General features: G+C 64.8%; 8 protein-coding genes. 4 read left to right on the forward strand and 4 right to left on the reverse strand.

The window, feature by feature from the left end; all coding sequences use genetic code 11:
• Window positions 1–60: 60 nt before the first annotated feature.
• Both ACIBVN_RS02350 and ACIBVN_RS02355 read right to left on the reverse strand, forming a co-directional pair.
• Window positions 61–663, reverse strand: a complete 603-nt coding sequence (locus tag ACIBVN_RS02350) for a hypothetical protein (RefSeq protein WP_397131783.1) — start codon at window positions 661–663, stop codon at window positions 61–63.
• Window positions 660–1,904, reverse strand: coding sequence for a hypothetical protein (locus ACIBVN_RS02355; protein ID WP_397131785.1), 1,245 nt, complete (start codon window positions 1,902–1,904; stop codon window positions 660–662). The genes ACIBVN_RS02350 and ACIBVN_RS02355 overlap by 4 nt, the downstream gene beginning before the upstream one ends.
• Before the next feature lie 147 nt (window positions 1,905–2,051).
• On the opposite strand from ACIBVN_RS02355, the gene ACIBVN_RS02360 reads away from it, so the two are divergent.
• From ACIBVN_RS02360 to ACIBVN_RS02375, 4 genes are read left to right on the forward strand one after another with little or no spacing between them, the layout of a single operon-like run.
• Window positions 2,052–5,231 carry an amino acid adenylation domain-containing protein gene (locus ACIBVN_RS02360; protein ID WP_397131787.1) on the forward strand — a complete coding sequence of 1,060 codons (3,180 nt, stop codon included), beginning with the start codon at window positions 2,052–2,054 and terminating at the stop codon, window positions 5,229–5,231.
• Window positions 5,228–7,759, forward strand: a complete 2,532-nt coding sequence (locus ACIBVN_RS02365; RefSeq protein ID WP_397131789.1) for a type I polyketide synthase — start codon at window positions 5,228–5,230, stop codon at window positions 7,757–7,759. The genes ACIBVN_RS02360 and ACIBVN_RS02365 overlap by 4 nt, the downstream gene beginning before the upstream one ends.
• On the forward strand, window positions 7,756–8,814 hold the full coding sequence (locus ACIBVN_RS02370; protein ID WP_397131791.1) for an NAD-dependent epimerase/dehydratase family protein: 1,059 nt from the start codon (window positions 7,756–7,758) through the stop codon (window positions 8,812–8,814). The genes ACIBVN_RS02365 and ACIBVN_RS02370 overlap by 4 nt, the downstream gene beginning before the upstream one ends.
• Window positions 8,801–10,615, forward strand: a complete 1,815-nt coding sequence (locus ACIBVN_RS02375) for a non-ribosomal peptide synthetase (RefSeq protein ID WP_397131793.1) — start codon at window positions 8,801–8,803, stop codon at window positions 10,613–10,615. Before ACIBVN_RS02370 ends, ACIBVN_RS02375 begins: the two co-directional genes overlap by 14 nt.
• Here ACIBVN_RS02375 and ACIBVN_RS02380 read toward each other — a convergent pair.
• Together ACIBVN_RS02380 and ACIBVN_RS02385 are read right to left on the reverse strand one after the other, a co-directional pair.
• Window positions 10,584–11,474, reverse strand: coding sequence for a hypothetical protein (locus ACIBVN_RS02380; RefSeq protein ID WP_397131794.1), 891 nt, complete (start codon window positions 11,472–11,474; stop codon window positions 10,584–10,586). The genes ACIBVN_RS02375 and ACIBVN_RS02380 overlap by 32 nt on opposite strands.
• Before the next feature lie 1,407 nt (window positions 11,475–12,881).
• Window positions 12,882–13,013, reverse strand: coding sequence for a hypothetical protein (locus tag ACIBVN_RS02385; RefSeq protein ID WP_397131796.1), 132 nt, complete (start codon window positions 13,011–13,013; stop codon window positions 12,882–12,884).
• Window positions 13,014–13,073 lie beyond the last annotated feature (60 nt).

The following is a 13,073-nucleotide window of genomic DNA, read 5'->3' on the forward strand; positions in this document are numbered from 1 at the left end:
GTGAGGCTGCTTCCTGACGCCGGCCACCGTGGCTGTCGCGGGCGCGTCCGCGCTCGCGCATCAATTCGACTGCCCGCCGAGCTCATCCGTCATGGCCATCGCGTCCCAGGCCGCCCCCGCGACCAGATGCAGCCGCAGCTCTCGGGCGCCGTTCATCGCGGTGTGCACCTCCGTCGTGTCGAGGAGGTACGCGTTGCCGTCGGCGGGTACCCGGAAAACCTCGTTGCGCTCGACAAAGACAAACGGAGCATGTTCGGATGTCTTGATGGCGACGTGCAGCCGTGCCGTGTCGTCGCGGTGTACCGAGTAGCAGGTGCGTGCGTCGAGCGCCAGAAGCCTGGCCCGGAACAAAGGGAAGGGGAAGCTGTCGAACGCTTCCTCGAAGTAAGTCCCCCGCAACTCCGGATTGAGCTCGGAATACTCAGTCTCGGGTGCGATGTCCTTCTCCTGATAGCACGATTCGTACCACGGATCGTGCGATCCAGGCCGTACCTGCAGCGCCAGCTGCCGGGTCTGGTCGAAAATGAGCGGATGGCGCATGAGTAGCGCATCCGCCGCTGTGGCGAGCAGGTCAGGATCCAGCCCGAGGTCGATTCGTCCGACCAGTCCGTTGGTCGGGCCGCCGACGGCCGACGTGGGAACAATCCACTTCACATCGATCACGTCACTCTCTTGTACGTGTTGTTGCCGAAGAGGTACTGAGGCGGAAGGGGGATCTGTCCGAATGTGCGCCCGTGTACCAAGGTGTAGGCGCCGAACGAACTGATGGCGATACGATCTCCCACGTTTGGTAGTCGGCCACGCTGTCGGTAGCGCTCCGTCCGCCGCAACCGGTCGTTTTCGTAGAGCGCCGGCCCGTACACATCTCCTCGGAACTCCCAGTGCTCCGTACCGGAGAGAACGAAGACCGTCGAGAAGGCCCAGGGGGCGAGGTTCCAGGGGGAAGCCGCGATCGTCACCGCGTGGTTCGCCCGATCGACGTCGAGGACCTCGCTGATCAGGTACGCGCTGTCCAGCAAAAGCGCGGAGCCGGGCTCGACCCAGCGATGCAGCGGCCGGTCCAGGCAGCGTTCGGCGTCCTCGAACACGGCGCCTACACGTTCCATGGCCTTCCGCAAGGCAGGCAGATCGCGCGACAAAGCGAGGAATCCGCCTCCCAGGTTGATCTCATTGACGCTGCCGAATAGGCCGGCCAGCGCGACCCCGAGAAGCGCCCTGTACTCGAGTGTGCGTGCCACGTCCGCAGAGAGCGCTTCGCCGGTGTGCACGCGCAGTCTGCCGATATCGAGGCCCGACGCTCCTACCTGGGCGATGCTGTCCTCTGAGAGCTCGATGCCGAAGCGGCTCACGCTGTGCCGCATATCGGGATGGCGTAGCGGATCCGGGAGTCGCACCCGGATCCTGAGACCGACAGGTGAGCGCACATTCAGAGCGCGGAGCTGGTCGATCTGTGTCACTGACTGCGCGTCGAAGAGCACATTTCTGCTCAACAGCTCCCGAACGTCGGCTGGCCGGAACGCTGGTCCGGTCGCGGTGAGAACGCCGAATCCTGCGGCCTCGGCCAAATCGCACTCGCCCATCGATTGCGCGTCGGCGTAAATACCGCAGCGTGCCAGTAGACGGAGCACGTCGACATTCGCACATGCCTTCAGCCCGACGCTCAACGCGATGCCACTGTCCACCAGAATTTGTTGTAGCTGTCGCACGTGTGCTTCGAGCCGGGCCCCGTCCCAGAGCACGAACGAAGTGTCGGGGATCGATCCGGCCGCCGCGACGAAATCCGGCGAGGGCCGCTCCACCGGAGATCTGAAGCCGCCCGGCGCGGGTTGCGCGATCGACCAGCCGTCGACTTCGCCGGCCAGATCATGTAACAGGCCCTCGACCTGGCGCCAAGCGGATCTCACGTCGGTGCCTCCCCTCGCACTCGGACAGGTCCGAACGTAGGTCACCGGCCCGGCCGACGAACCTGATAGTTGTCAGGGCAGCCGCTTGCCGAGTCCTGATTACCTTGTGCGAAAACCGAGGCGCCGTCGCATGCGAGGTACCGGCAGATGTCCGTAAATGGGTCGTTCGATCTCTCGCCTTCGCAGCAAATCGTGTGGCTGCATGAACGGCTGTCACCGGGGAGTCGAGCCTACAACTTCACCGCGTACGTGACGTTCCGCGGTGCCCTGGATACGGCTGCCCTTCGGGCAGCGCTGGCCAGGGTGCTGCTCCATCACCCAGGTTTGCGATTGGAACTCGTCGAGACCGAGGACGGCCGACCGGCACAGCGGATCAGCGAATCTTGCGAACCGCGGTACACGGTTGACGACATCTCCGACGAGTCCGATGTCGAAGCGGCCTTCGAAGAGATTCTTGCGGAGGAGTCGAAGAAGGCGTCTTTCGACACCCATCAAGCTCCGCTGGTCCGCTGGCGACTGGTCCAGCTGAGCCGGGACGAACACCGGCTGATCCACGTCGAGCATCACTTGATCCACGACGGGAGGTCCTTCCTGATCCTGATCCGCGATCTTGTTCTCGCTTATCAAGGGTGTGAGCTTCCCAAGGCGACGTCCTACGCGGATCACGTCGCCCAGCTCCCTTCGGAGCGAGATCTGAGCGACGGGTTGAGGTTCTGGGAACATCAGCTGAGCGACGCCGCCTTGGGCGTTCCCCTGTCCGGCCTGACGCGGCCAGGGGGAGTCCGGAGGAACCGCGGCGCCCAGTTCATGCAGGTCTTCGATGCCGAGCTGGCGGGTGGGATCCGTGCACTCGCCACGCGAAGCGGGAGCACCTTGTACACAACGATGCTGGCGTTGTTCGCGGAATTGATGCGGCGACACAGCGGCCAGGACGAGCTGGTACTCGGCTCAGCCGTCGCCAACAGGCCGGCCGAGCACATGAACTCTGTGGGCATGTTCATCAACACCATCCCACTTCGCCTGCGTCTGTCTCCGCGGCTTTCCCTGGAGGAACTGCTCGCCGAGGCAACCGAGACCTTGATCTGTGCCCTGCCACATCAGAACGTTCCCATTCAGCGGATCACCGCGGCTGTGGGGCGACACACCAGCGGTGTGGAAAACCCGCTGTTCAACGTGGCCTTCAGCGCCGTCGACGACGATCTCCCGGACCTTGACACGGCCGGTTTGGATATCGCCCTGACCGAAGGACTCAACAGCGGGACCACCAGGTTTGATCTGGATCTTGTTCTTCGCCCGGACTCGCGGCGGGTGGTAGGACCTAGGTCCGGTCCGGTCGAGATGGAGATCCAATGGGATTACGACGCCGACCTCTTTGACGAATCCATCATCGAACTGCTGGCTGGCCGCTACCTTGATCTCGTTCGTGCCGCGGTGCAAGCCGACCTGCGGACCCCGATCGGCGCGCTCGCCGCACACGAATGGGACAACGCGCCCACCGCGCCGAAGGTGAGCTGGTCTCTGGGCGGTCGGCCCGACGATATGGCCGTGGTCACCGCCTCCGAACGGCTGAACTATGCCGAGATGGACCGCCGGGTCGAGCGGTTGGCCGGGATCCTTCGCAGAGCCGGCGTGACGGCCGGACAGCCGGTGGCCCTTCTGCTGCCTCGTGGCCTCGACTGTGTGATCGGCCTGCTGGCGTGCCTCCGTGCCGGTGCCGTCTATTGCCCGCTGTCGCCGGCTGATCCTCCCGAACGCCGCCGTCGGCTTCTCGACCGTCTGACACCAGCCCTCGTGCTGACCACCCTGGCACAGGGCCGCGGACCGTTACCCACCGTCTTCGTCGACGGTGCGCAGGACGACGTCCAAGTGGTCGCCCGCGATGTGGCCGCCGTCGAAGGTGCCGCCTATGTCATGCATACTTCGGGATCGACCGGGTCCCCGAAGGCTGTCATCGTCAGCCGCGACGCCCTGTTCAGGCAGACCGCTGCCATCGCCGATCGTTACGGGCTGACTGCGGACGATCGTGTCCTTCTCTTCACCCAACCGCACTTCGACGTCTCGCTCGAGGAAATTCTTCCGACGCTCGGCGCTGGAGGGTGCCTGGTTCTTGCGCCGGACGGTGTGCCGAGTGGCCAGGATCTGATCAGGGTGGTCGCCTCCGAGAAGGTATCAGTGGTCAACCTTCCGACCAGCTATGTCTTGGCGGTCGAGGACGAGTTGATCGCCGCGCTCCGCGAGGGACGCTGGTCGCCGCGATTGATCGTGATGGGAGGAGAGCGCCTGCGCGTCGACGCTGTAGACCAGCTGCTCACGGCCACGTCGGCAACGGTGCTCAATGGATACGGGGTGACCGAGGCCACTATCACGTCGACCGTTCACGAGCTCGATGCGAGAAGCGGCGCGGCAGGATCGACCGTCCCGCTGGGACAGGATGTCGACACGGTGATCACCCACATCCTGGATCGCGACCGCCGACCTCTGCCTGACGGGGCCGTTGGAGAGCTCGCCATCGCCGGTTCGACACTCTCCGACGGCTACTTGGGCGACGAGACGACGACAGCCGCCCGGTTCATCCGGCTCGAGCACGTGGGCGGCGGGCAGCGGGTATACCTCACAGGTGACCGGGGTTATCGCGATCTCTCGGGCACATTGCACTTTCTCGGGCGCATCGATGATCAGATCAAATTTCGTGGCTATCGCATCGAGCCGGACGAGATCAAAAGCGTTCTGTTGGACCATCCGGCGGTCGTTGACGCCCATGTCGCCCTGATCAACGGGGAGGCCGAGGGCCAGCTGGTGGCGTACGTCCAGGCGGACACGGACGCGCGTGAGTTGAGGTCGTTCCTCGGCTCCCATCTGTCGGCTCACATGATTCCGTCGAGCTTCGTACTGACGGATGCTCTACCGCGCACCGGGACCGGGAAGGTGGACCGTGCGGCGCTTCCCGTCCATCGTCGCCCGGTGGACGAGTCAGGCCCGGCCCTCAGCGAGCACGAGAAGCGCATCGCCGCAATCTGGGGCGAGGTGCTCGGACTGCAACGGGTGGGCCGGGATGACAACTTTTTCGACCTGGGAGGTCACTCGCTCCTGCTGCTTCGCGTCCATTCCCGGCTTGTCCGAGAGTTCGGCTGGGAGGTGGCGTTGATGACGCTGTTCCGCTTTCCAACGGTGGCAGCACTAGCCGGCCACTTGGCTGGCTCCACCGACGCGGGGGTCGACTCCTTAGCCGGCACAGCGCGGCTCCCCGGACGCGATCGACTTTCCACTGTTAGAAGACGACGTGCCGGGCTTGGGCGACGCCAGAGAGAGCACGAGGAGGACAAGTGAGCCAGGACGAGAGTTTCATCGCTGTTGTGGGCATGGCCGGCCGCTTCGCGGGCGCGGCCGACCTTGACGAGTACTGGGCCAACCTGAGTGGCGGCGTGTCCTCTATCGCCCGCTATGCGCCGCAGCGGATCGGCGCTGAGACATACGTTCCTGCGCGAGCTGCGATCGACGACGTCTGGGATTTCGATGCCGAGTTCTTCGGCTACTCCCCGCGCGAGGCGACCATACTGGACCCCCAACATCGGATCTTCCTGGAGATCTCGTGGGCAGCGCTGGAGGATGCCGGCTATGACCCGCATAACTGCCCGTGGCCGGTAGGGATATACGCGGGCAGCAGCCAGACGGAGTTCGACCGGCTCGTCCGCCAGCACACCACCGTGGATGAATGGACGTTGCGGCTGGCCACCGCGATGGACCTGCTGACCGCGCGTACGGCCTACAAACTCGGCCTTACCGGGCCGGCTGTCACCGTGCAGACGGCTTGCTCGACCTCCCTCGTCGCCGTGCACGTCGCCGCGCAGGCCCTGCTGGCAGGGGAGTGCGACGCCGCGCTCGCAGGTGGCGTCTCCGTGGCCGTTCCCCCCGCTGTGTCGCAGTTCCGAAAAGGCGGACCCGCGTCACAGGACGGTCACGTACGTGCCTTCGACGCCACGGCCAGCGGCTTCGTGCCCGGTGATGGGGCCGGGGTGGTGGTGCTGCGCCGGCTGGCGGATGCAGTGAGAGACGGCGATCACGTGCGTGCCGTGATCCGGGGCTCCGCCCTCAACAACGACGGCCAGTTGAAGATCGGTTTCACTGCTCCTAGCGTGCACGGTCAGTCGGAGGTCATTCGCGCGGCTCACGTCGTCGCAGGAGTCGATGCCGGAGACATCGGCTACGTCGAGGCCCATGGAACCGGCACGCCGCTCGGCGATCCGATCGAAGTCGACGCGCTTACGGCCGCCTTTCGTGCCTCGACCGATGCGTCTGGCTTCTGCTGGATCGGATCGGTCAAGACGAACATCGGCCACACCGATGCGGCCGCCGGAATAGCGGGCTTCATCAAGACGGTCCTGTCTCTTGAGCATCAACAGATTCCGGCGAGCCTCGGCTTCGGGCGGCCTAATCCACAGATCGACTTCGCCAGGAGCCCTTTCAGCGTCAACACTGAGCTGCGGCCTTGGACCCCACGATCTGGCACGAGACTGGCGGGCGTCAGCAGCCTCGGGATCGGTGGTACCAACGCTCATGCCATCCTCGAAGAGGCGCCAAGTCTCCGTTCGACACCCAGCTCGAGGCGATGGCACCTTCTCACGCTGTCGGCCAAGACCCCGTCGGCCCTCACAGCCCTATCCAGCGCAGTGTCCCAGGCGCTTCGTCGCCGACCGAGCGTCGCGCTCAGTGACGTCGCGTGGACGTTGCAACAGAGCCGTAGCAGTCACCCGTTCCGGCGCTTCGTGGTTTGCTCTTCGGCTGTGGAGGCCGCCGAAGAGCTGGCACGTCCCGCTGAGGATGGCACGGACCAGGCCGGCAGTGTCTCGTTCAACCCCGTCATGCTCCTGCCCGGTGCTCTCGCCGGCGATTACGAAAGCGAGCCGGTCTATCGGCAGACCTTGGAACGATGCCTCGGCATCGCCGGTAGCTCGACCGGGCCGGTTCAGACTTTCGCGCGAAATTACGCGCTGTGCCGGCTCTGGCAAGGTTGGGGAATCGAACCAGTCGCTCTGATAGGCCTGGGTACAGGCACCGTCGCGGCCGCGTGTGCCGCCGGTGCCGTGACCGAGGAAGAAGCTGTTGCCTTGATCACCAGGTCTGAGGCGCCACGAGCGGCGAAGGCGCCCGAGATCCCCTGGCTATCAGGTGTCACCGGTGGATGGGTGACGGCTGACGACATCGACGACCCGACTTTCTGGTCGGCACAACTCGGTGAACAGATCCGGTTCGACGCCGCTCTCGCGACCCTCCTCGAGTGGAGGAATCTGACGCTGATCGACCTCGGCTCGTCGCAGACAGCTGCTGCCGAGTTGCGCGGCCGCCTCGATGGCACAGGCCGCCACCGACTGCTGCCCTCGTCCGGTGCCGAAGCAGACATGCGGACGATGCTCACCGTCCTTGGTGAACTCTGGTCAGCCGGCGCTGCCCCTCACTGGCATCGACTGTACAGCGGTGACCGTCCGGTTCGTGTCTCGCTTCCGGGGTATCCGTTCGAGCGCAGGACCTACCGGCCCGGACCAGCGCCCGTCGTGCCCGTCATCCAGGAGACTCCGCAAGATTCGGAGGGCGACGGGCGCGCGTCGACCCCCGCAGATAGCCCCAGCGTCCTGGAGTGGGTCCTGCTTGTTTTCGAAGAGTTGTTCGGTATCACCGGTATCAAGCCCGAGGACAACTTCCTGGCGCTGGGTGGCGACTCGCTTCTGGCCGTTGAGCTGTCCACGCGCGCAAACGAGGAGTTCAATGTCGCCTTGCCGCTCCGGGCTGTCTACACCACACCCGTGGCCAAGGATTTCGCCGGTGTCCTGGAGACGGAGATCGGGTCGAGCCGGACGTGAAACTCCTTGTCCTGGGCGGTACATCGTTCGTCGGTCGTGCCATCGTGAACGCGGCGCTGTCGCGTGGGCATGCTGTCACGACCTTTAACCGCGGCCGCACGGGGTCGGATGTCCCTGGTGTGGCAGTGCTCAGGGGCGATCGCGACCGTGACGACGGTCTGAACGCTCTGCAAGGCAGGACCTTCGACGCTGCGATCGACACCTCAGGGCTGGTGCCTGCGCAGACGCTCCGGACGGTGCATGCTCTCAGCCGATCCGTGGGGTTCTACGCATATGTGTCGAGCGTTTCCGTTTACGCGGACTGGGAGCGGACCAGAGTCGATGAGGAATCGCGGGTGCTCGACGCGGACCCTTATGAGGACGGCGATCCAGGCAATCCTCGTCGGTACGCAGTGCGCAAGGCCGGTTCCGAACGAGCGGTCGCCCTCGGCTATCCGGCTGACCGTTCGCTGATCTTGCGGCCCGGCACGATCGTCGGTCCATACGACAACGTCGGACATCTGCTCTGGTGGCTCCAGCGCATCGCGCAGGGTGGAGAGGTTCTCGCACCCGGCTCACCGGACCGTGGACTCCAGCTGCTGGATGTACGTGACATGGCCGATTTCCTCGTCGCCCGGGTCGAGAACTGGGCGCCGGGGGTCTTGAACATGGTTCCCTGCCGGGCGAACACGACAATGGGCGGTCTTCTCCGCGCCATGGCAAGCGTGACGGGCTCCGATCCCGAATTCGTATGGGCAAGCGATCAGGAACTACTTGAGGCAGAGGTTCTTCCGTGGCTGGAGATGCCTTTCTGGCTTCCCGACCAACCGCGTTATCGGGCGGCATGGGCCGTCTCCGGTGACCGTGCCGCAGCGTCAGGGCTCGACCCCCGGCCTATCGAGGACACACTCGGTGATACCTGGCAGTGGCTGGCGGCCGGAGGTGCCGTGTCACGGATGCCTGGATCTTTTCCGCCCGGTATGACGCGGCTCCGCGAACAGAAACTGCTCCAGGCATTGCGCGTCTGGAAGGAAAAGCCGTGGGACGCGCCGTCTGGAGCGCATGAATCGCGTTGACAACAGCAAAGGGGTCTACCGACACATGACAGAGTTGAGCGTCGCCCGCGGTGGTGAGATGCCTCCGGCACCTGCTGCAGGAACATCTTTGCTGGATTGGTACTCGCACTGGTGCACCTCTGGAGGCGGACCCGCGCTTGAGCAGGCCGGCCGGGTCTGGTCGTACAGCGAGCTGGATGCACTCGCCGAGGAAACCGCCGACGGCCTGCGTCCACACATCGGTCGCGGATCCGTCGTCGCCGTGTGTCTCGATCGCGGTCTGCCGCTCGTCGTCACCGCCGTCGCGCTCGCCAAGCTACAGGCTGTCTACCTGCCGCTCGGCCCACGTCCCCCGCAGGGCCGGCTGACGTCCGTGCAGCGGTCCGTACGGATCTCGGCCGTGATCGAGGGCGACAGGTCCGCGCTCGCGTCCCCGCTTCCCGCCGGAGCCTTCGCCGTGTTCGCGGATCGGCCAGGTGGCCGAACGCAAGTCCACGAGGGATCGTTCTACAGCGTCCTGACGTCCGGTAGCACCGGATCCCCGAAGCTCGTGGCAGTCAGCGAGGACTCCCTGACGAATGTCGTCCGCTGGTATGTCGACTTGGTCGAACTGGCTCCGGGGCAGCGACACAGCTTGGCCCTGCATCCCCCCTTCGACCCTCACCTGATGGAGACATGGTCCACGCTCTGCTCCGGAGCGACACTTGTAGTCGCCCCGGAAGCGGTTCGTTCGGATCCCGGTGCCTTGGTCGACTGGTGGGCAGACGCGAGGATCACCGTCAGCAATCTGCCGACGCCTCTGGCCGAACTCAGCCTGGCACGGCCGTGGCGGAGGGCACTGCCCTTGCGCCATCTCGTCATCGGTGGCGACCGTCTGCGTCGCGGACCGAGTGCTGGGCTGTCCACACAGGTCCACAATCTCTATGGGCCGGCCGAAGCGGCCGTGGTCAGCACAGCGCAGACGCTCTCGGACCTCGTAAGCGACCAAGGTGACCCCTCTATCGGGGCTCCGATTCCAGGCGTGGCCGTGTGTGTCGTGAACCAGGACGGAGAGATCGTTCCGCGAGGCGAAAAGGGCGAGCTCCTCATCGGCGGTGTCGGCCTGGCACTCGCGTGCTATGACGATCAGGGCGAGCTGCCGGTGTTCTCCGCACCGCCCGCGCTGCTCGATGATCAAGCCAACGTCTATGCGAGCGGTGACCTGGTCCGGATGCGCCACGACGGCACGCTCGACTTCTGCGGCCGTCTCGACGACCAGCTCAAGGTCCGGGGCGTTCGCATCGAGCCGGCTGAGGTCGAACGCGCCCTGGAGAGGTTCCCTGGAGTTCGACGCGCGGCAGTGGTCCGGACCTCCGGCGAGGTCGAGGAACTGACCGCCTTCCTCGAGATGGGGCCTGGGACGCTGCCTGATCTGGCAAGCCTGAGAAACCACGCGCGTGAGTGGCTGCCTGCGGCCGCCGTACCCACTGCATTCGAGGCAGTCGAGAGCCTTCCGCTCACCGCTAGCGGAAAGATTGATCGCAGCGGCCTGACTGCCTTGCACCAGCCGGTGACGCCCATGCCTCTTCCTCCGGAAGAGGCGAACCCTGCAGAGGCGATGATCCTGGAACTCTGCAGTGACCTCCTCGGTTGCCGCGTGTCCCTTGCCGAACGGTTCACGGACATCGGTGGTAACTCACTTATGACGGCGCGACTTCTGAACGCGGTACTGCGACGCACCGGCGTGAGACTTCGCGCGACGGACATCCTGCGGCAGGAGGACCTTCGCGGGATCGCCGCGCTGATTGACCTCAACGGCATGCGAGGGGCGGGAGAAGGTTGAGGTGTTCCTCCCGGACCAGGTCGTAGCGCAGTGCACAGAAGACGAGAGCCTCACGCTTCGAGTGCATGCGACCACCGCAGGACGAAGCCCACTCGCTCACCAGCAGTTTGTGCGTCAGAAGATAGTCGATATGGTAGTTGATACTGCCTCGGTTAGCTTTGCGGAAGCCCTCGGCAGGGCGTAACCGTTCAGCGACCTCCTGGACGGAAGGAATGGCCGCCATCGGAGACACCCGCAGTCTGGGTTCACACAGTGCTACCAGGACCAGAAAGTGCTTGGTGTTCGTGTCGATGAGCGGCCGATCGAAATCGGGTGGCGCACCGACATGGCTCTGGTCGAGCAATCGCGGCTCATTGGCGAAGACTTTTAATTCCAACAGTCCAAAAGCTGCTGGAATGAGCACCCGTGATAGCTCGAACGGCACGACCATGTCCAGGCGTCTGGGCGCCACCTTGATCAACTCTGTGCCGCCCTCGAGGTTCTCGACGACAAACGGAGTCGAAGGCGTGTAGTTGGACATTGTCCAGAAGTCGTCGCGAACGGAGATACGGCCGATTCCCTTGTTCGCGTTCCGCTTCAGTGAGCGTGATCGAGGTGAGATGCCGAAGTCGAGCCGGCGCCCGACGGGTATCTCCATCTGTATCTCACGATCGGCGCCCGCCGTGGCCGCCCAACTGACGACGACGCTCCCTGCACCGCGTCCGCTCTGAGCATGCCCCATGATGTGGGTGCCCTCGGGACCGCCCCCGCGACCCGAGACCGCCCGGACCTGCTCATCGGGCCGGCGGGAGCCAGTCGTCACATTCTGGCGATTCCTCTTGTCCGCACCGATCACCAGGCTGTTCAAATGCGCATTCACTGGCATCACTCTCAATTCATCCGCCCCAGTCGGCCGATCGAGTCCGGGCGTCACTCGCGGCGCGATCGATCGGCGGCCCTACCGCGCGCGACCGGGGGTCTGTTCTTGGAGGCGAGTCGGCCGATGTTCAGCCGGTCGCACAGCGCTTTTCGTCGCAACTGCGCAGATGGTCGTGTATCTCGCTGCGATGAGATGTTGCGCTCGCCCGGCTGCAGATGCCCGCTGACGTCCTGGCCGGAGGGGCGGGACCGCTCACAGATCATCGGCAAGTGTCTACCGCGCCGGCCCCTCGGAGGCGACGGTGACGTGCGGAGCGTTCCGCAGCGCGCGGACAGACGTCCGAAAACCCGTTCTCGATCAGGGACTTCGTGGGGATGGGGGATACCGCGGAGTCGATCCGGCCGGCGATATCGCGATGCTGTCCCACTTCGTAGCCGACATCCTGTGTCAGGGGGATGGCTGTGTCGATCTCCACGATTGAGTCACCCGGGGGTGCGCCTATCTGGATATGTCGTCCTTGTGCCCTAATCAATCCCTCTGTCGAACGTAGATAAGAATTGATCCGCATCAGGGTGCCGCAATCCGGCAACGGTCGGCGAAGGGCGTTCGATGCGACCGGAGCGGCTATGTCGTTCACCCGGCGAGGACGTCCGTTCATCATCCTACGTAAAGCGACAGCGCCGAGATGCTCGCCGCACCAGCTGGCCGACGAACCGCAGCATGGGAGGAAGCTATACATGGTCAAGCATTCGTATGGCGTTATGTGTCACTCGTTGCCCTCGATTACATTGTCCATCCGACCTCCCCGCCGTGAACGTTCCCGCTACTTTGTCAAAAATTTAGGGTAGAGGTCGCACACCGGCCTGTCAACGGCGTGTGGCGAATACCGGGCTTGAAAAGCTTGCAGCCACAACCCGTGAATGCCATTCCTTGCTGCTGGTCAGCAACTCTGCCGGTAGGATCCGGTTCCCGGATGGCAATGGTCCGACTCGCCTTGATCGGCCACGGCCGACTCGTGGATGATCGTCCGGCTGGGTTGGGCCGGAGTACGCCATCGTCTCGATCTTGTTGTCATGCTGTCGGGCAGCGTGCCTACCCGGCTGTCTGACGACGGCGACAATGCTGGCCATCCTGCCCGACGACACCCTCGACGGCATGATCCCGGACATGCCGCCCTGCCGGTCCGCCGCCACGGCTACACCGGCCAGACCTCCTACCGCTGCTGGAGCCCGCGCCTGGTGCCGCTGGCCCGCCTCATCCGCGTCGCCACGCTCAGATGGAGCATCGAAGAAGGTCATCAACTCGCCAAGCAGGCCTGCGGCCTGGACGCCGGACAGGTCGTACGCTGGCGCTCCTGGCACCGCCGGAGCACCATGGCCCTGCTCGCCTACACCTTCATCGCGGTGGTCACCGCTCATCAGCGCCAGCCCGGCGGGCCCCCTCGTCGAACACCTCGGCCTGGTCGCCATCGCCATCCTCGAACTGCTCCGGCAACTCCGCGGCCTGGTCATCCTCGACCCGCGCCGAGACCAGGAACACCGCCAGACCTGGTCCATATGGCGGCGACGGCACCAATACCGCGCCCGCCGCTGCCACCAG

Origin of the sequence: Nonomuraea sp. NPDC049400, assembly GCF_044466425.1 — a bacterium.
GTDB lineage: Bacteria > Actinomycetota > Actinomycetes > Streptosporangiales > Streptosporangiaceae > Nonomuraea.